The sequence below is a fragment of the Pseudodesulfovibrio pelocollis genome, from assembly GCF_030282845.1.
Taxonomy (GTDB): Bacteria; Desulfobacterota; Desulfovibrionia; order Desulfovibrionales; family Desulfovibrionaceae; genus Pseudodesulfovibrio; species Pseudodesulfovibrio pelocollis.
Genome location: NZ_JASTWE010000018.1, coordinates 1 through 17,801, shown reverse-complemented (window position 1 = coordinate 17,801; position 17,801 = coordinate 1). Strand labels below are relative to the sequence as shown.

General features: G+C 63.7%; 17 protein-coding genes and 1 tRNA gene. 14 read left to right on the top strand and 4 right to left on the bottom strand.

Features of this window, described 5'->3' with window-relative positions; all coding sequences use genetic code 11:
- The first annotated feature begins 1 nt into the window (after position 1).
- The 3 genes from QQS14_RS08075 to QQS14_RS08065 are packed head-to-tail and all read left to right on the top strand — an operon-like array spanning position 2 to position 2,270.
- The gene (locus tag QQS14_RS08075) at positions 2 to 1,351 is read left to right on the top strand and encodes a vWA domain-containing protein (RefSeq protein ID WP_285906468.1); all 1,350 of its coding nucleotides are present in this window, start codon (positions 2 to 4) and stop codon (positions 1,349 to 1,351) included.
- A complete protein-coding gene (locus tag QQS14_RS08070; protein ID WP_285906467.1) occupies positions 1,348 to 1,809 on the top strand; it encodes a hypothetical protein in 462 nt (153 codons plus the stop codon). The genes QQS14_RS08075 and QQS14_RS08070 overlap by 4 nt, the downstream gene beginning before the upstream one ends.
- A 23-nt stretch (positions 1,810 to 1,832) precedes the next feature.
- Positions 1,833 to 2,270: a Fur family transcriptional regulator gene (locus QQS14_RS08065; RefSeq protein ID WP_285906466.1), complete on the top strand. Its 438-nt coding sequence runs from the start codon at positions 1,833 to 1,835 to the stop codon at positions 2,268 to 2,270.
- A gap of 105 nt (positions 2,271 to 2,375) precedes the next feature.
- On the opposite strand, the gene QQS14_RS08060 is transcribed toward QQS14_RS08065, so the two are convergent.
- Together QQS14_RS08060 and QQS14_RS08055 are read right to left on the bottom strand one after the other, a co-directional pair.
- Entirely contained in the window at positions 2,376 to 2,540 is a 165-nt protein-coding gene (locus tag QQS14_RS08060; RefSeq protein WP_285906465.1) for a hypothetical protein, read from the bottom strand.
- Positions 2,537 to 3,022 carry a Fur family transcriptional regulator gene (locus QQS14_RS08055; RefSeq protein WP_285906464.1) on the bottom strand — a complete coding sequence of 162 codons (486 nt, stop codon included), beginning with the start codon at positions 3,020 to 3,022 and terminating at the stop codon, positions 2,537 to 2,539. The genes QQS14_RS08060 and QQS14_RS08055 overlap by 4 nt, the downstream gene beginning before the upstream one ends.
- A gap of 211 nt (positions 3,023 to 3,233) precedes the next feature.
- Here QQS14_RS08055 and QQS14_RS08050 point away from each other — a divergent pair, with 211 nt between their 5' ends.
- The 6 genes from QQS14_RS08050 (at position 3,234) to QQS14_RS08025 (ending at position 7,989) form a co-directional block, all read left to right on the top strand.
- Entirely contained in the window at positions 3,234 to 3,458 is a 225-nt protein-coding gene (locus QQS14_RS08050) for a FeoA family protein (RefSeq protein ID WP_285906463.1), read from the top strand.
- A gap of 107 nt (positions 3,459 to 3,565) precedes the next feature.
- Entirely contained in the window at positions 3,566 to 3,790 is a 225-nt protein-coding gene (locus tag QQS14_RS08045; RefSeq protein ID WP_285906462.1) for a FeoA family protein, read from the top strand.
- On the top strand, positions 3,787 to 6,291 hold the full coding sequence (feoB, locus tag QQS14_RS08040; RefSeq protein WP_285906461.1) for a ferrous iron transport protein B: 2,505 nt from the start codon (positions 3,787 to 3,789) through the stop codon (positions 6,289 to 6,291). The genes QQS14_RS08045 and feoB overlap by 4 nt, the downstream gene beginning before the upstream one ends.
- Before the next feature lie 14 nt (positions 6,292 to 6,305).
- Complete coding sequence (locus tag QQS14_RS08035; protein ID WP_285906460.1) at positions 6,306 to 6,623, top strand: hypothetical protein; 318 nt, start codon at positions 6,306 to 6,308, stop codon at positions 6,621 to 6,623.
- A 93-nt stretch (positions 6,624 to 6,716) separates the two neighbouring features.
- Positions 6,717 to 7,544, top strand: coding sequence for a DUF4198 domain-containing protein (locus QQS14_RS08030; protein ID WP_285906459.1), 828 nt, complete (start codon positions 6,717 to 6,719; stop codon positions 7,542 to 7,544).
- Positions 7,545 to 7,728: 184 nt separating this feature from the next.
- Positions 7,729 to 7,989, top strand: a complete 261-nt coding sequence (locus QQS14_RS08025; protein ID WP_285906458.1) for a FeoB-associated Cys-rich membrane protein — start codon at positions 7,729 to 7,731, stop codon at positions 7,987 to 7,989.
- A gap of 127 nt (positions 7,990 to 8,116) precedes the next feature.
- Here the strand turns inward: QQS14_RS08025 and QQS14_RS08020 are convergent, their stop codons facing one another.
- On the bottom strand, positions 8,117 to 9,505 hold the full coding sequence (locus QQS14_RS08020) for a glycosyltransferase family 2 protein (RefSeq protein WP_285906457.1): 1,389 nt from the start codon (positions 9,503 to 9,505) through the stop codon (positions 8,117 to 8,119).
- A 349-nt stretch (positions 9,506 to 9,854) separates the two neighbouring features.
- Positions 9,855 to 9,931: transfer RNA gene (locus QQS14_RS08015), tRNA-Pro, on the bottom strand.
- Positions 9,932 to 10,170: 239 nt separating this feature from the next.
- Between QQS14_RS08015 and QQS14_RS08010 the strand changes: the two genes are divergently transcribed.
- The 5 genes from QQS14_RS08010 to QQS14_RS07990 all read left to right on the top strand — a co-directional run bounded on the left by QQS14_RS08010 (position 10,171) and on the right by QQS14_RS07990 (position 17,704).
- On the top strand, positions 10,171 to 11,226 hold the full coding sequence (locus QQS14_RS08010) for a protein-glutamate methylesterase/protein-glutamine glutaminase (protein ID WP_285906456.1): 1,056 nt from the start codon (positions 10,171 to 10,173) through the stop codon (positions 11,224 to 11,226).
- 50 nt (positions 11,227 to 11,276) lie between these two features.
- Positions 11,277 to 13,214, top strand: coding sequence for a HEAT repeat domain-containing protein (locus QQS14_RS08005; protein WP_285906455.1), 1,938 nt, complete (start codon positions 11,277 to 11,279; stop codon positions 13,212 to 13,214).
- 9 nt (positions 13,215 to 13,223) lie between these two features.
- On the top strand, positions 13,224 to 14,099 hold the full coding sequence (locus tag QQS14_RS08000; protein WP_285906454.1) for a CheR family methyltransferase: 876 nt from the start codon (positions 13,224 to 13,226) through the stop codon (positions 14,097 to 14,099).
- Between the two features lie 87 nt (positions 14,100 to 14,186).
- Positions 14,187 to 14,555 (top strand): response regulator, encoded by a 369-nt coding sequence (locus tag QQS14_RS07995; protein WP_285906453.1) that lies wholly within the window; start codon positions 14,187 to 14,189, stop codon positions 14,553 to 14,555.
- An 83-nt stretch (positions 14,556 to 14,638) separates the two neighbouring features.
- On the top strand, positions 14,639 to 17,704 hold the full coding sequence (locus QQS14_RS07990) for a chemotaxis protein CheA (protein ID WP_285906452.1): 3,066 nt from the start codon (positions 14,639 to 14,641) through the stop codon (positions 17,702 to 17,704).
- Positions 17,705 to 17,801 lie beyond the last annotated feature (97 nt).

Below are 17,801 nucleotides of genomic sequence, written 5' to 3'. Positions count from 1 at the left end.
CATGGACGCGGCCCGCAAGAAAGTGGTCCGGGCGCGGACTTCGCTGCTGCTGGACCATCCCTTTTTCGGTTCCCTGTGCATGCGCATGGAGCCACGGGAGGATCGTTCCTGCCGTACGGCCTGGACCGATGGCCGCGTCCTTGCCTACAACCCGGCCTTTGTCGAGGGCCTGAGCGAGGCCCAGGTGCTGGGCATGCTCGCCCACACGGTCATGCATCCAGCCTGCCAGCACCATGTTCGGCGCAACGGGCGCGATGCCGGGCTGTGGAATGCGGCCTGCGACCACGCCATCAACTGGGTGCTTCTGGACGCGGGGTTCACCCTGCCGCCGGGCCATCTGGACGATTCCGTCTACCGGGGCATGAGCGCGGACGCCATCTATGCCGAGCTGGCCGCCGTGCGCGGCAGCGACGGCATGCCCTCGGAGGGCACCGGCGATGGCCGCGAAACGGGTGAGAAAGAGCAGCACGAAGTCCTGCCCAGCCCCGGCGACACTGACGAGCAAGGCGAGCCCGGCGAGCCCGCCGACAGTGGCGATGGTGCGGGAAAGGCTGGCGACGATGGCGACGGGGGCGGCGAAGGGGGCGACGATGATGGCGATCAGGAGGCGCAGATGCAATCCGAGATGTCCGGTGATCCGGGCGGCAGCGGCGAGGTGCGCGACTCCCGCGACCTTGACGCCGGAGGCGGGCCATCGGGCGACGAAACAGACCAGGAATGGGAGATCGCCCTGGCCAATGCCGTGCGCCAGGCGCGTGAGTCCGGCGAGCTGCCCGGCGGCCTGGAGCGGCTGGTGCGCGAGCTGCTCACGCCCCGGCTCGACTGGCGCGAGCTGCTCTCCCGGTACATCAGCGAGCGGGCCAGGGACGACTACAGCTGGACCCCGCCCAACAGGCGTTTTCTGCACATGAACGTGATCCTGCCGTCCCTCTCGCATCGCAGGCTCCCGGAGGTGGTCCTGGCCCTGGACACCTCGGGCAGCGTGGACGATCGGGAGCTGGAACAGTTCGTGGCCGAGCTTTCCGGCTTGCTTGAAACCTACGACACCACGGTCCATGTGCTCTGCTGCGACGCGGGGCTGACCTCGGTCCGCATCTTCAGCCGGGCTGATCTCCCCCTGGAGATCGAGCCTGTGGGCGGCGGCGGAACCGACTATCGACCGGTTTTTGATTGGGTGGAGGCCGAGGGCATGGTCCCGGCATGCCTCGTGTATCTCACGGACATGGAGTGCCCCCGTTTTCCCGAGCGCGAGCCGGAGTATCCGGTACTTTGGGCGCGCGTGGGCGGCGGCGGGACCGTCCCCCCCTTCGGCGACATGGTCGAGGTGGCGGACAGGGAGGATGGCGCATGAAGATGCAATGGGAAATCAGGAAACGGCGCGGCTATCATCGGCCCGTGCTCAGTTACTCCATCGAACTGGAGCCCTTCGAGATCGAATTGGCGGTGCCCCAGGTGGTGCTGGACAAGGCCGTGGTCCGGCCGCCATCGGCCTGGCGCTCCTTCTGTCATCCCGGCCAGGACGAGCGGGCCGGGGCGTTGCCAGGCTGGCATCGGCTGATGACGCCAAGCCATGTGATGAAGAGCCATGGGGAGACCCTGACCCTGCCCTGGCGGGGCCCCGGGGCCACCTTCGGCGACGTGGAAGAGGCTTTTTCCCGGCTGCGTCGCGACTTCGAGATGGTCTTGACCGCCGCCTACGACAGCGTGCCGCTGGACATCGTCTGCGAGCTTGAGCTGACAGATGCCACCAGGAAGCACATCGCCAGCGGCGTGGTCACGGCGCGCTTTCTGGCTGCGGCCGGGTTTTGAGAGTTTTGAAACAGGAGAGGACGATGAAATCGGCAAGACAGGTGTTCATTGAGTTTCTGGGCGACAACGGGATGAGCCTGACCCACCAGCGCAGGGTGATCGTGGAGAGCTTCCTTGAGAACGAGGGGCACTTCACGGCGGAGCAGCTTTACTCCCGCGTGTCGAAACAGGCGCCTGACATCGGTCAGGCCACGGTCTACCGGACCCTCAAGCTGCTTGTTGAATCCGGCCTGGCCGACGCCTTTGACCTGGGCGAGGGGGTGACCCTCTATGAGCACCATTACGGCCACGCCCACCACGACCATCTGGTCTGCGCCCAGTGCGGCCGCAAGGTGGAGATCGTGGACGAGACCATCGAGCGCCGACAGGCGGCCCTTGCCGAAGAGAACGGCTTCACCCTGACCCGGCACCGCATGGTTCTTTTCGGCATCTGCCCAGCCTGCTCTGGGGCTGCGGCGTAGGGCGCGCCGCATCGTCTTTCGGGTTATCCGCCGCATCCTCCCCCCGCAGGCGGATGGAGCCCGGCCGGGCCCGCAAGGGCCCGGCCCTGTTTCCGGGGGCGGAGATCACTTCCGGGCAGGAGGATTTTCCTGGTCTTTCCTGCGTTCCGATTCCGTGTCCACCGGCGGGGTGGCGCTTTCGTCCTTCCTGATCGCGAACATGGAGCGGATACCACGCCCGAGGAAGGCGCGAGCGTCCCTGTTGCTGGCAATGGAGCTGCGTGTGGTCATTGTTTCTCCCGTGTCGCGTCGTGAACTGCGTCCCATGCGCGGTCCGCGACGCCACTGGTTTGATTGGTACAGTCGTGGCAAAGGCCGTGCAGCACTGTCTGGAAGTGGAAGAGGGTGAACCCCTGCTGCCGGGCCGACTCGCGCTGGAGGCAGTCGAGGTAGGGGTTGATCAGCGGAAACTGGCGGCCGCACCGCTCGCAGACCATGCGGCTGTGGTGGTCGCCCATGGGCTCATAGTGGGTGGTGCCGTCGGCCAGCCGGATGCAGCGGGCTACGCCGGATTGGTGCAGGTGTCTGACCGTCCTGTAGACTGTTGACCGGCTGATGGTGTCGTCCATCTCGGCGACCTTCCGAAGCAATCCCTCCGAGGTCAGCATCGAATCCTGGCTCAGGAACACCTTGAAGATGAGCAGCCGCTGCTGTGTCAGCTTGAGCCTGTTGGTGGCCAGATAGTTCTTGAATGTCTTGAGTGCCTCTTTCACGTCCTCTCCAGTGTCTCCCAATAGGTATCCTAGGGCATCATGGCGATGGCAGTGTCATCTCGCCTGCTTCCGGGCTTGTCGTTCAGAGGTTTTGGTGACACTGCGTCTCAATTGCAACTTTTTGTTGACCTCTTGCGCCCCAAAGCCTATTCCTGATACCGAAATTCATTATCAATTGCAACCGCAATCTGGGATCGTGATGGGGGTGACTATGTCTTCGCGAAGAACGCTGGCCGGAGTGCCGGACGGGGGGGCGGCCCTTGTGCTGGCCGTGGATGCCGGGGCCAAGGCCAGGGCCAGGCTCGAATCCATGGGCATCATCCCCGGCATTGAGGTGGATGTGCTCAACAACGGCAGCGGGCCGCTGATCGTCTCGGTGGGTGAGGGACGGATCATGGTCGAGCGTGGCGTGGCCGCCCGGGTGCTGGTTGCTTGACAGGCCGCGGATGATCGCAAAACCGCAGTATGGTGCAAAATGGCGATCCGCGGCGCGAATATCACTTGCAACGGATCCGGTCTGGCCGGATCAAGGGGGAACAGGGAATGACACTGGATGAGATGAAGCCCGGCACGCTGTGCGTCATGGTGGATCTGCACACCGCCGGACCACTCGGGCAGCGGCTCATGGACCTGGGCTTCTGCCCGGGCGCGAACATTGAAGTGGTGCGCAACGCGCCGCTGGTCGATCCCGTGGTGCTGCACCTTGACGGGTACAATGTAAGCATCCGGCACGACGAGGCCAGGTATGTCGAGGTGGAACGCCAATGAGTTCGAGTCTTCTGGTCGCCTTGGCGGGACAGCCAAACTGCGGCAAATCGACCGTATTCAACATGCTCACCGGAGCCCGGCAGCATGTGGCCAACTATCCGGGCGTGACCGTCGAGAAGAAGACGGGCTTTTTCTCCCTGGGCGACATGCGCGTCGAACTGGTGGATCTGCCCGGAACGTACAGCCTGACGTCCTATTCCCTGGAAGAGCGGGTGGCCCGGGATTTCCTGCTCAACGACAACCCCGGCGTGGTCATCGATGTGGCCGACGCCTCCAATCTCAAGCGCAACCTCTATCTCACCATCCAGCTCCTTGAGATGGAAGTGCCCACAGTGGTGGCGCTGAACATGATGGACGTGGCCACCCGGCGCGGCCAGAGCGTGGACATTGCCAAGCTGGAGCAACTGCTCAGCGTCCCGGTGGTGCCGACCGTGGCCAAGAAGGGGGAGGGCAAGGAGGCCGTCCGCATCGCCGTGGAGCATGCCCACGCCGAGAAGACCGTGGCCCCGTTCGTGGTGGATTACGGCCCCCTCGAATCCCGCATTGATGAAATTTCAGCCATGCTGGCCGGAGACCCGACCCTGGGTGCCCAGTATCCCGTGCGCTGGCTGGCAGTGAAGCTGCTTGAGAACGATCATGAGGCCGAGGTCCTGCTGCGCCGCGTCCATTCGGCCCCGCAGGGCGTGCTCGACGCAGTGGTCCTGGCGCGGGCCGGGTTCCTCGAAGGCGAGGGGCGCGATATCGAGCGCCATATTGCCTATGCCCGGCACGCCGCCGCAGGGCGCATCGCGCGCGAGGTGGTGGCGGTCGAGGAGGGCAGGGGGCGCTCCCTGTCGGACAGGGCGGACCGGTTCATCTGCCATCGCTTCCTCGGCCCGGTCATTCTCGTGCTCATCCTGCTGGCCCTGTATCAGGTCTCCATCGTTTTTGGCGGCTGGCTGGCGGCCGAGGTGTGGCCCCTCTGGGGCGGCATCGAGACCTTTGTCTCGGATATGCTGCCTGCGGCCGGTTTTGCCGAGGACCCGCTTGTCCGCTCCCTGGGCGAGTGGGTGGTCAAGTCCATGACCGCCATTCTCAACTACCTGCCCATCTTCCTGCTGCTCTTCGCCTTCATCGCCGCGATGGAGGACAGCGGATACATGCCGCGCATGGCCTTCATCCTCGACCGGCTCTTCCGGCGCTTCGGCCTGCACGGCCAGTCCACGCTGCCCATGATCCTAGGCGGAGTGTATGTGGGCGGCTGCGCGATCCCCGGGGTCATGGCCACCAAGGCCATCCCCGACGAGCGCGCCCGGCTGGCCACCATCCTCATCGTGCCCATGATGAACTGCCTGGCCAAGGTGCCGCTGTATCTGATCCTGATCGACGCCTATTTCCCGCAGATGGGCGGGCTGGCCATGTTCTTCATCGCCACGGTGACCCTGTTCATGGCCCTGCCCGTGGCCAAGGCGCTCTCCCTGACCATCCTGCGCAAGAAGGAACAGGCACCCTTCATCATGGAGATGCCGCCCTACCATGTGCCGACCATGGGCGGGGTGGCGCGTCGCTCCATCGAGCGCACCTGGCTTTTCGTGAAGAAGATCATCACCGTGGTGGCGGCCGTGGCCGTGGTCATCTTCGTGCTCATCAACTTCCCGGGCCTGAGCGACACGCGCAGGGCCCACTACGCCGCCGAGGAGAAGGCCGCCATCGACGCCTTCATGGTCGAGGTGGACAAGACCGAATACAAGGGCGTGATCACCCACGACGACGTGCTGGGCATCATCCTCTTTGACGAGGCCCTCAGGCAGGCCAAGGTGGGCGTGACCGATCAGGCCGTGTCCGACACCATCAACGAGCGCTTCGATACCGCCAATCCGGTCTATTCGGCCGTGGTCAGGCGGCAGGGCGACTCCGGGCGCACCCTGAACCGGGAGCTTCGCAAAGTCGTCTCTGTTCGCAAGCAGCTGCGGCGCGAGATGCGCACCGAGCGGTTCGAGGGCAGCTTCCTCGGCGTGGTCGGCCGCGCCATCGAGCCCGTCACCCAGTACGCCGGATTCAACTGGCGTATCAACATCGCGCTCCTGTCCGCCTTCGCGGCCAAGGAAAACAGCGCGGCCACCCTGGGTGCCATCTACGGCATCGACGGTTCCGGCCAGTCCGTGGAGGAGAGCATGAAGCAGGAAGAGGCCGGGTTCACCCCGCTGCACGCCCTGGCCCTGATGCTCTTCATGGCCCTGTATCCGCCGTGCATCCCCACCTCGATCATGGTGCGCCACCAGTCCAACTCCACCAAGTGGATGATGTTCTCCATCGGGTACCAGTCGCTGCTGGGCCTGCTGGTGGCCACCCTTGTCTTCACCGGCGGGAGCATGCTCGCCTTGAGTGGATTCCAGGCCATGTGGGCCTTCTACGCCCTGTGCGTGGCCGTCACCGTGGTCATGGCCATGATACCGTCACGAGAAGAAGCCCGGGCCGCATCAGAGGACGGGAAGGAACCTTGCAAAGAAAATTGCTCTTAAGGAGGAGTAAGAAAATGAAGAAACTGTTGGTTCTCGGCCTGTTGTCAGGCCTGCTGGTCCTGTCTGTCCAGGCGTACGCCCACAGCCCGCTCATGAGCTGCTTTGACAACGGCGACGGCACCGTGACCTGCGAGGGCGGGTTTTCCGACGGCTCGTCCGCAGCCGGTGTGTCCATGATCGTCAAAGGTCCTGACGGCAATGCGCTCATGGAAGGCAAGATGAACCAGGACAGCGAGTACACCTTTGACAAGCCCGAGGGTGCGTACACCGTGGTCTTCGACGCGGGCGAGGGGCACGGCGTGGTCATCGACGGCGCCAATATCGTGGAGTAGGGAAGTACGGCGCGCGGCGGCCGTGCCGTCACGCGCCATTTTCATATGGCTTGACTGATAATAACATTCGATTTCATCCCAAGGAGAGGTTTCATGAAAAAACGGTTCATCATGCTTCTGACCGCTGTCTGCGTGCTTGCCGTCGTCAGCTCGGCCTTTGCCCACTTCATGGTGGTCTACACCCCGGAGATCGCGGTGGAGCAGGCCGAAGACATGGATGTGCGCATCCTGTTCACCCATCCCGCCGAAGCCGGACACATGATGGACATGGGTGGTGTGGAAGAATTCTACGCCATGTTCCAGCGCGGTGATTCCGAGCCCAAGAAGATCGACCTCAAGGGCTACCTGAAGCAGATCGAGTGGTCCAATCCCGGCTCCAAGGCCCCGGCCTTCGCGGGCGTGGTCCCCAGGAAGGAAGTGCGCTCCATGGGTGACTACGTCATCGTCATGAAGCCCGGCTACTACTACGAGAAGGAAGAAGACATCTACATGCAGCAGATCACCAAGGTGGTCATGAACGTGGGCGGCGTGCCCGGCAACTGGGCCGATCCCGTGGGCCTGCCCTGCGAGATCGTGCCTCTGATCAAGCCCTACGCCATGTGGACCGGCAACGTCTTCGTGGGCCAGGTACTCTCCGAGGGCAAGCCCGTGGCCGGTGCCGAGGTCGAGGTGGAGTTCATGAGCCACATGCCCGACCTCAAGACCAACTCCATGCCCGAGGCCTCTTCCGTCGAATATCCCCACGACGCCTTCGTCACCCAGACCATCTTCTCGGACGACAACGGCTACATCACCTTCGGCATCCCCAAGGCCGGATGGTGGGGCTTTGCCGCCCTGGGCATCGGCCCGGACACCGAGCACAACGGCAAGGAGCTGTCCCAGGACGCCGTCATCTGGGTCAAGGCCGTGGACATGAAGTAACCATCCCGCAACCCGCGCAGCCCCCTCTGGCGGGCGCGGCGGTCCGGATGGTCCGGGCCGCCGCGTCCCATGCGGGAAGGGGCACACACGGTCTCGGAGTGAAAGCCCGGCACGGGCCGGGACGGTCGTGCGCAAAGGATCCTGCCACCAGTTGGGCCATGGGCGAACCAAAGGAGAGCAGTGCATGGATACAGTGATTGTACTCATCATCGTGGCGGCGGCCGCTGTCTATCTTTATCTGCGCATGACGGGCAGGCTTTCCGGCAAGTCGGGCTGCGGCTGCGGCTGCGGCAGCAGTTGCGGGGGGAGCGGGGCCGATGGCGCGGGAACCTGCGATGATTCGGTTGGCCACATCAAATCCGGCGAGGCCGGGGCCAGTGAGGCCGAAACAGATGATGCCACCGCGGAGAATGGCGCAGAGCCTTCAAGGAATCGCACCGAATAGGCGTCCTGGCGCGGCCTGTCCGAGCCCTGGCGGTGTTCCGGCCCGGGCCGGGCACGAGAAACCCCCGCATGCGTGAGGCAGGCGGGGGTTTTGTGTTACGTTGTTTCGGCTGGTCGCGGGGCAGTAATCAGGCCGCTTCATCCTGCCACTGTCGCTCCTGCACGGCGTCCGCCCCGACCGGCGCGGTGGCGAGGTCGCGGGTGAGCCAGCCGTTCTTGTGCGGGGTGAACAGGGCGTAGAGGCTGATCCAGGTCAGCCCGAAGAGCATGAACACCGTGTAGGGAAAGGCCCAGAGGCAGGCCAGCGAGCGATACTTAAGCAAATAGAGGAAGGCGGGCATGATGGAGGCGAAGAACATGCCGACCATCAGGCCGTAGAGTGTCACGCCCGGCCAGTTGATCAGGGACGAGACAAGCCCGAGCTTGAGCAACTCGTTGCAGGTGAGGCGCAGCCACTGGTGTGAGAGGTCCACCTGGGCGCCCAGCACCGGCTCGGGCCGGAACCGGGTGAAGCCGAATCGGCTCAGGGCGATGGTCTCGCGGATGTTGGAGCGCGCCCAGCGCAGCATCATCTTGCACAGGCCGCGATATTTGACGGGTACGTTGGTGTAGACCACGGCATCGCTCTGGAAGTGGACCAGCCGCCCTTCCTTGAGGATGAGGTTGGTCATGGCCCTGTCCTCGCCGATGTTGGCGGGCTGGCCCAGAAAGGTCTGGCGCAGCCATGCCTCGCGGACCTTCATGACCAGGGCGGCATCGTAGGCCGAGAGGGCGCCCGGGGTACACATGACCGTGTTGAAGGTGCTTTGGGAGGCACGGATGAAGTCGAAGGAGTAGGTGAAGGCCACGTCGAGCATCCTGGGGATGACGCCCTGGCGGGTGTTGAGCACCCGGACGTTGCCCGCCACGGCGCCCACGCGCGGATTGCGGCAGAAGACGCTGACCATGGAGCGCAGGGTCGTGGGCTCAATTTCGGAATCCGAATCAATGGTGACCAGGACGCTGCCCGTGGCGCGCAGGAAGCCTTCGTTCAGGGCGTGGCGCTTGCCCTGGTTCCTGGGCGAGCGGATCAGTTCGACGCGGTCGCCGAACTCCTCGCCGCCCTTGAGCATCCACAGCCAGGTGTCGTCCTTGCTGCCGTCGTCCACGCAGATGACCTGCATCTTGTCGGCCGGATAGTCGCTGGCCATGACGCTGCGCAGGGTATCGAGCACCTGTCGGCCCTCGTTGTAGGCCGGGATGATGACCGTGCAGGACACCAGCGCCTCGTCGGCGCAGTGGGCCGCCGGGCGGTAGCGCAGAACCAGATAGACCCGCCACGCGAGCACGCCGAGGTTGGTCAGGATCAACAGATAGACCCCGGCCCGCCAGACTGCGCTCAGGGGCATGGACAGCGACAGGTGTACCTTGCCCGCATACAGCAGGCAGTTGAACACGAGCAGGGCCAGGAGCACCATGATGCTCACGGCCAGAAATCCCTTCATCCAGACGGAGCCCCCGGCGTTGCCGGAAGCCATGGCATACCCCGCGCGGCCGACGCTCGCGCCCCCCTGGCCGGGTGATACCTTGTTCATAAACATCGTGTTTGTTCCTCTGATCGGATGACCCCACCAAAACACACAAAAAAAGCCCAACCACGGGAGGGGCATCCTGTAGACAGCTAAATCTTCCTAAGTGGGGAATAAGTCAATAGAAATGTTTAGGTGTAATATGTTGGAATATTGAGATTTGCTTCCTGCCTTGTTCCGACGGTCACAAGTCTGTCACGAAAACCGCCCAAAGCGGGGCATTTCATTACAATAGGACAGGCAATGTGACCAAGAAAAAGGCACTCGCGAAAACCATTCGCAAGTGCCTGTATTTCTTTGGTCGGGATGAGAGGATTTGAACCTCCGGTCTCTGCGTCCCGAACGCAGCGCTCTACCAGACTGAGCCACATCCCGTTGGCGTGAGAGGGGTGTTTAGCCCAGCGGGTGTGAAAAGGCAAGGCAAAAAATGAGAAGGGCGCAAGGCGATGGACAAAACAGGTAAATACGCCTATCATTCCCGTTTGGAAGATTGAGCGGAAAACGTCACGTTTGCGCGGTGGCCGTCACGGGCGGCATCGGGTATGATCATGACGGCTTCGCACCGCCGGGAACGCCTTGAGCGCCGTGGCCGGGAACCCTAAGGAGATGCATTGGTGATAAAAGTTCTTGTCGTGGATGATTCCGCCTTCATGAGGAAGGCCATCAGCACGATGCTTGGCAAGGACCCGGGAATCAAGGTGGTGGGAACGGCGCGCGACGGGCTGGAGGGTCTGGAGATGGTGCGCCGCCTCGACCCCGATGTGGTGACCATGGACATCGAGATGCCCAAGATGGACGGCCTGACCGCTCTGAGGCAGATCATGATGGAGGCCCCGAGGCCCGTGCTCATGGTCAGTTCGCTGACCACCGAGGGCGCAGAGGCCACCCTCAAGGCCATGGAACTGGGTGCCGTCGACTTCATCCCCAAGCAGCTTTCCAAGGTTTCCCTCGACATCGTCAAGATCGAAAAGGACCTCATTGCCCGGGTCAAGACCGTGGCCGCGCGCAAGATGCGCCATGTGCCGGCCCGGGGGGCCGCACCCAGGTCCGCCGCGACCGCCGCGCCCAGGCAGGCCGTCACCCCGGCTGGCAGGCCGCTGCGCGATGTGGTGGCCATCGGCGTGTCCACCGGAGGGCCGCCCGTGGTCCAGAAGATCCTCTCGTCCCTTCCGGCCGATTTTCCGGCCGCCATCGTCATCGCCCAGCACATGCCTGCGGCCTTCACCGGCCCCTTTGCCAAGCGGCTCGACGGTGTCAGCAAGCTCACGGTCAAGGAGGCGGAGAACGGCGACGTGCTCCGGCCCGGGTATGCCTTCGTGGCTCCCGGCGGCAGGCACATCGTCCTCGATCAGCGGGTGAGCCGGGTGGACGTGGTGGTCACGGACCAGCCCGCCGACGCCCTCTACAAGCCCTCGGCCAACGTGCTCATCAGTTCCGTGGCCCAGGCCGTGGGCAAGCGCGGGCTCGGGGTGATCCTGACGGGCATGGGCAACGACGGCTGCGAGGGCGTGCGCGAGCTCAAGGGACGCGGCGGGCGTGCCTTGGCCCAGAGCGATTCCACCTGCGTGGTCTACGGCATGCCCAAGGCCATCGTTGATGAAAACCTGGCCGACGAAGTTGTTGATCTCGACGACATGGCCGAGGCGATCATCGCGAATCTGTACAAGTGATTGCACGCCGGTCTGACCGGCGAATCCATTTTCTGGGGAGGGTTGACCACATGGCGGGGTGCACCGATTATCTTTCGCTGCTGAAGAGCGATGACAAGGAAATTGTCCGCGAGGGCGCGTTTCGCGCGGGCGAAGACAACTGTGTCGAGGCCGTGGGGCTGCTGGCGGAACTGCTGCTGACCAACCATCTGGGCGTGCAGGAGGCGGCGGACAGCTCGCTGCGCAAGATCGGCGGGCGCGAGACCGTGCAGGCGGTGCTGCCGCTGCTGCGCTCCGACGAGGCCCCGGTACGCAATCTTTCCATGGACATCCTGCGCGAGGTGGGCGGGCAGGACATGCCCTCCCTCGTCACCCTCATCCACGACGACGACCCGGACATCCGCATTTTCGTGGCCGACATCCTCGGCTCCACGGCCAGCCCGCTGGCTGTCGAGCCCCTGTGCGATGCCCTGCTCAAGGATCCCGAGGTCAATGTCCGCTATCAGGCGGCCGTGAGCTTGGGGGAACTGGGCATGGCCGAGGCCGCGCCCTGCCTGAACAAGGCCATCGAGGACGAGGAGTGGGTACAGTATTCGGTGATCGAGGCCCTGACCAAGATCGGCCACGCAAGCTCGGTGGGGGCGCTGGTCAAGGCATTGGACCACGCCTCGGACCTGGTCGCCTCCATGATCATCGACTCTCTGGGCGAGCTGGGCGACATCAAGGCCGTGACCATGCTGCTGCGGCGCATGGACGAGTCGCCCACGGCCCTGCGTAACAAGATAGTCAAGGCAGTGGTCAAGATTCTGGGCGGCAAGTCCCTGAACCTGCTCAGCGTGACCGAGCGCGAGCGGTTTCGCGAGTATCTGCTCGTGGCCCTGCGCGACGAGGATGTGGAGATACAGGACGCCGCCATCCAGGGGCTGGCCCATGTGGGCGGCGAGGAGGCCTCGGAGGGCATCCTGCGCATCGCGGCCCGGCTGGATCAGGACCGTGACCAGGAGCGGCTGGCCACCATCATCGGCGGTCTGGCGGTCATCGGGATGACCGACGCCCTCAAGGCCGGCATGCTCGGCGAGGACGAGGGCATGGCCCATGTGGCCGTGCAGGTGCTCTCCATGATCTCGCCCGAATCCTGCGGCTGCGACGACGCGGTCTGCCGCGTGCTCATGGAGGCCTTCTGGAAGGTGTCCCTGCCCATCCAGCGCCAGATCGTGGGCGTGGCCGCCGAGCGGGGCAACGAGCACTCCAAGGATTTCTTCATCAGGATTCTCGATGAGCACCCCGACGGCACCGTGCTCAAGAGCGCGGTCTATCTGCTGGGCGAGAAGCTGCGGCTGGCCGAGGTGGCAGACCGCATCTTCCCGTTGCTCGATCATCAGTACGACGATGTCAAGGAGGCCGCCCTGGAGGCGTGCATCGCCATCAACGGCCCCCGGGTGCGCGACCGTTTCGCGGCCATGTACGAGAGCCCCGAGCCGATCCATCGGCTGATGGCTGTCTACGCCCTGGGCAAGCTCGGCGTCTCGGCCAACCTCGATATTCTCAAGCGGGCCCTTGACGACGCCGTGCCCGACATCCGCAAGGTGGCCCTGGAGGCCCTGGCCTCGGAATGCGACGTGAATGACGACTGGCAGCCCCTGGTCCTTTCCAGGCTGGGCGATGAAAGCAAGGATGTCCGCCTCACGGTCATTGAAATCCTTGGCAAGTGTTTTTCTGAGAGTTCCGTCCCCTACCTGATCGACGCCCTGAATGACGAGGACGACTGGGTCAAGATCAGGGCCATCGACGCCCTGGGCGAACACCGTTCGGCCCAGGCCGTGCCGCGCCTGATCGGCATGCTCGACAATCCGAATCGGTTCGTGGTCATGAAGCTCATCGAGGCCCTGGGCGGCATCGGAGGTCCCACCGCCTTCCGCGCCCTGCTGGACATCGCCAACGGCGACGAGTACGAGCTGATCAACGCCGCCGAGGAGGCCATCGCCAGAATGCAGGAAGCTCAGGAGTAGGCGGACCCGATGTCCTCGCTTTTTTCCAAGACCATCGCCCTTGGCAAGGAACTCAAGATCACCGATCAGGAGTTCGCCAACCTGCGGGATTTCATCTACGAGCAGTGCGGCATATACATTGCCGACAACCGCAAGTACCTGCTGGAAAACCGGCTGGGAAACAGGTTGAAGAAGCTCAATCTCAGGAACTTCGACGAGTATTACAACTATCTTCGTTTCGACGCTGGCAAGGTCGGGGAGATGAAGAAGCTCTTCGAGGTCATCACCACCAACGAGACCAGCTTCTACCGCAATCCGCCTCAGTTGCAGGTGTTTCAGGAAAAGGTGCTCACCGATGTGCTGGAGGGCTGCCGGGCAAGCGGGCGCAAGCTGCGCATCTGGTCGGCAGGCTGCTCCACTGGCGAGGAGCCTTACACCATCGCCATGATCATCCATGAGCTGCTCCGGGCCGATGTCGCCAACTGGGACATCCGCATCACGGCCAACGACCTCTCGGACCGGGTGCTCGAATCGGCGCGCAAGGGCGAGTACAACGACTACACCCTGCGCACCACGCCCAAGGAGATCGTGCAGCGCTATTTCGAGCCGGAAAACGGACTGTACGCCGTCAAGCCGGAGGTGAAGCGGCTCGTCTCCTTTGGCCAGATCAACCTGCGCGACAGGGCGCAGCTCAAGCGGGTGGAGCGCTCCCAGATCGTGTTCTGCCGCAATGTCATCATCTATTTCGACGACGCCATGAAGAAGCAGGTCATCAGTGCATTCTATGACAACCTGCTTCCCGGCGGATACCTGATCATCGGGCATTCGGAGTCGCTGCACAACATTACTCGCGCCTTCAAGCCCATCCATTTTCCGGGTGCCATCATCTACAAGAAAGAGGGGTAGGCACCATGGCCGCGGGGCGGGAGAGCAGCGCCCTTCGGAGGATTTGATAAAACGACGGATTCCGTGTTACTGGACCAAGGGGGAATCATGGCGAAGCATATTCTGATAGTGGACGACTCAAAGACGGTGCGCAACCTGGTCGCCTTCATCATGAAGAAGGAAGGGTTCAAGGTCACCACCGCCGAAGACGGGCTGGACGGCCTCGAAAAGCTCTATAGCGCCGCCGAGGTCGATCTCATCGTCTCCGATGTCAACATGCCCCGCATGGACGGCCTGACCTTCATCAAGACCGTCCGCGAGCAGGAGGCATACAGGGACATCCCCATCGTGGTCCTTTCCACCGAGGGCCAGGACAAGGATATCCAGACCGGCCTGACCGTGGGGGCCAACCTGTACATGGTCAAGCCCGCCCAGCCCGAAAAGCTGGTGCGCAACGTCAAGATGCTGCTTGGATGACCCGCGAGCCGGGAAATGCACGACATTGTAATGGAAAGCTGCGCCTGAAACGCTGACAGACGGCCGCCGCCAAAGGGAACTTGATGAGCCAGGATTTTCTCGATCCAGAAATCTTAGCCGATTTTTTTGTTGAGGCGAAAGAGCACTTGGAGACCATCGAGCCCAATCTGCTCGAACTGGAAAAGGCACCCGACAACCTCGGGCTGCTCAACGAGATTTTCCGCCCGATGCACTCCCTCAAGGGCGCGTCCGGCTTTCTCGGGCTCAACAGGATAAACGGTCTGGCCCACAAGGCGGAAAGCATCCTCGACGAGCTGCGCCAGGGGTCCATGCGTGTCACCGGCGGGATCATGGACCTGATCCTCTCGGCCACCGACGCCCTGCGCACCATGGTGGACAACCTTGAGAACCGCGGCGTCGAGGGCGACGTGGACACCGCCCCCATCATCGCCAGGATCGAGGCCGCCCTGGCCGGCACCCTCGACGAAGGCGACGCGCCCCTGGCCAAGGCGATGCCCAACCCGGCTTCGGGCGATGAGTCCGAAATCACGGAGCCGGTCGTCGAATACGTCGCCGCAGAAGAATTCCAGCCCGAGGACGTCGCTTCCGAACCGCAACCCGCGCCCCAGGCGGTCAACACGGAAAGGGTCGCCATGACAGTATCGTTTCTCCCCCAGCCCGATCCCGATTTCGACGACGCCCCCTACGGACTGAGCACCGTGGGCGAAGGCCACCTCGCTGACTTCCTGGAGGAGGCCACGGAGATCATTGAAAACCTCAACCGCTGCCTCCTCGCACTGGAGGGCCATCCGGACGACAGCGAGGAGATGATCAACGACACTTTCCGCTATTTTCACAATCTCAAGGGCAACAGCGGCATCATCGGGTTCAAGGAACTCAACTCCCTGACCCACGAGGCCGAGACCCTGCTCAACAAGGTCCGCAAGGGCGACATTGAGTGCGGCCAGGGGCTCATCGACCTGCTCCTCTCCTCGGTGGATCTGATCGAGGAGTTGGTGGGCAAGGTGGATGTGGAAACCAACCGCGTCACCCCGGTGGACACCTCGGTCATGGCGCAGCTGCTTCAGAAGGTGACCGAGGAGGGCGATGTGGCGGTGGTGGCCGAGGCCCTGGCCGCCATCAAGGGCGAGCACCACGATCCGGGCAGGGCGGCGACACCTCCTGCGCCTGCGGCCGAGGCATCGCACGCGGCGGCCCCGTCACCCGACGCAGGGGCCAAGGGTGCCACTGCCTCACCCTCGGACTACGATCCCGAGGATGTGGCCCTGTTCCTTCAGACCATCAAGCAGCAGCTTGAGAGCGCGGCCACGGCCCTGGCCATGCTGCGCGAGGACGCTGGGCAGCCGGACATCGTTGATGGCCTGTTCCGTACCTTCCAGACCATCCAGAACTCGGCGGGCTACATGGGCCTGGCCGAGATCAAGGAATACTCGGCCCGTACCGTTGGGCTGGTGGACCAGGGGCGCAAGAGCAACATCGACTTCAGCCTGATGCTCGACATTCTCGACCAGGAGTTCGCCATCCTCAAGGACATGCTGCTCAAGGCCATGGCCGACATCTCGGGCGAAGCCGTGACAGATCCGACGCGCGATCTCGTCGTCGCTGCCGCCAAGCCCGCTTCCAAGCCTGCCCCCAGGTCCGCACCGGCCGCCCCCAAGGCCGCGCCTGCGCCAAAGCCCGCACCCCCGGCCCGGGCGGAACCCGATTTCGAGGACGAGCCCGACGACGATGGCGACGTCGCAGCCGCGCCCCAGACGCGCCCGGCACAGGGGGCGTCCAAACCCGCACCCAAGCCCGCCCGTCCGGCGGCCAAGGCACCCATGTCAAACACTCCAAGCACAGTCGCTTCCGGCTCAGGCGCGGCGGCCGCCCAGCAGGCCAAGCCCAAGGCGTCGAGTACCATCCGGGTGGATCACCACAAGCTCGATCACCTGATGAACGTCATCGGCGAACTGATCATCAACCGCAACCGCTATTCCATGCTCGCCCGCGCTCTGGAGGATGGTCACGAGGACGTGCATGTGGTCGCTCAGCAATTGACCGAGACCACCTACGCCATGGCCCGTATCTCGGACGATCTACAGGACACCATCATGAAGGTCCGCATGGTCCCGGTGCAGACCGTGTTCTCGCGCTTTCCGCGACTGGTGCGCGACCTGAGCCGCAAGAGCGGCAAGCAGGTGGAACTGATCATGGAAGGCGAGGAGACGGAATTCGACAAGAGCGTGGTCGAGGAGATCGGCGATCCGCTGGTGCATCTGGTGCGCAACGCCGTGGACCACGGCCTGGAGGACGAGCAGGAGCGCATCCAGGCGGGCAAGAAGCCCAAGGGGCATGTCTGGCTGCGCGCCTACCACAAGGGCAATTCCGTGGCCATCGAGGTGGAGGACGACGGGCGCGGCATCGACCCCGAGAAGCTCAAGCAGGTGGCCATCCGCAAGGGCGTGATCACGCCCGAGGAGGCCAACGCCATGGACGACCGCGAGGCCCTGGACCTCATCTTCGCCCCAGGATTCTCTTCGGCCGAGAAGGTCACGGACATCTCCGGCCGCGGCGTGGGCATGGACGTGGTCAAGACCAACATCAAGAACCTCAAGGGCAGCGTCAACACTCAGTCCGAGGTGGGCAAGGGCACCAAGCTGACCCTGACCCTGCCCCTGACCCTGGCCATCATCGACGCCCTCATGGTCCAGGTGGCGGGTGAGACCTTCGCCATTCCCCTGGACGCGGTTTCCGAGACCACCAAGATCGAGACCGAGAAGCTCTCGGACGTCAACAGCCGCAAGGCCGTCACCCTGCGCGGCGAGGTGCTCGGCGTCATCGAGCTGGCCGAGCTGCTTGGTCTGCCCCAATCCATGGCCGAGCGCGACGTGCTGCCCATGGTGGTCATCCACGACAACGACAGGCGCCTCGGGCTGGTGGTGGACCGGCTGCTGGAACGCCAGGAGATCGTCATCAAGCCCCTTGGCCAGTATCTCAACAATTTCAACCTCAAGGGCCTCTCTGGCGCGACCATCATGGGCGACGGTTCAGTGGTCCTCATCCTTGATCCGCACGAGATATACAGCCTCTCGACCCAGCTCGGGCGCAAGGAGACCCCGGCCTCGGCCCTGCCCGGCGGCAAGTAGCCTGCGGGTCATTGCATTGAAAAAGGCCGGGAAGCGTCGCTTCCCGGCCTTTCTTCGTTTCAGGCTGTGGCTGAGCTGGCTGTAGAAAAATCTAGAA

Bases quoted from the DNA above. Each gene is read 5' to 3' on its own strand.
- QQS14_RS08045 (WP_285906462.1), top strand. From the start codon at position 3,566: ATGACACTGGATGAGATGAAGCCCGGCACGCTGTGCGTCATGGTGGAT.
- QQS14_RS08065 (WP_285906466.1), top strand. From the start codon at position 1,833: ATGAAATCGGCAAGACAGGTGTTCATTGAGTTTCTGGGCGACAACGGG.
- QQS14_RS08050 (WP_285906463.1), top strand. From the start codon at position 3,234: ATGTCTTCGCGAAGAACGCTGGCCGGAGTGCCGGACGGGGGGGCGGCC.
- QQS14_RS08030 (WP_285906459.1), top strand. From the start codon at position 6,717: ATGAAAAAACGGTTCATCATGCTTCTGACCGCTGTCTGCGTGCTTGCC.
- QQS14_RS08060 (WP_285906465.1), bottom strand. From the start codon at position 2,540: ATGACCACACGCAGCTCCATTGCCAGCAACAGGGACGCTCGCGCCTTC.
- QQS14_RS07995 (WP_285906453.1), top strand. From the start codon at position 14,187: ATGGCGAAGCATATTCTGATAGTGGACGACTCAAAGACGGTGCGCAAC.
- QQS14_RS08070 (WP_285906467.1), top strand. From the start codon at position 1,348: ATGAAGATGCAATGGGAAATCAGGAAACGGCGCGGCTATCATCGGCCC.
- QQS14_RS08000 (WP_285906454.1), top strand. From the start codon at position 13,224: ATGTCCTCGCTTTTTTCCAAGACCATCGCCCTTGGCAAGGAACTCAAG.
- QQS14_RS08020 (WP_285906457.1), bottom strand. From the start codon at position 9,505: ATGGCTTCCGGCAACGCCGGGGGCTCCGTCTGGATGAAGGGATTTCTG.
- QQS14_RS08075 (WP_285906468.1), top strand. From the start codon at position 2: ATGGACGCGGCCCGCAAGAAAGTGGTCCGGGCGCGGACTTCGCTGCTG.
- QQS14_RS08025 (WP_285906458.1), top strand. From the start codon at position 7,729: ATGGATACAGTGATTGTACTCATCATCGTGGCGGCGGCCGCTGTCTAT.
- QQS14_RS07990 (WP_285906452.1), top strand. From the start codon at position 14,639: ATGAGCCAGGATTTTCTCGATCCAGAAATCTTAGCCGATTTTTTTGTT.
- feoB (WP_285906461.1), top strand. From the start codon at position 3,787: ATGAGTTCGAGTCTTCTGGTCGCCTTGGCGGGACAGCCAAACTGCGGC.
- QQS14_RS08035 (WP_285906460.1), top strand. From the start codon at position 6,306: ATGAAGAAACTGTTGGTTCTCGGCCTGTTGTCAGGCCTGCTGGTCCTG.
- QQS14_RS08005 (WP_285906455.1), top strand. From the start codon at position 11,277: ATGGCGGGGTGCACCGATTATCTTTCGCTGCTGAAGAGCGATGACAAG.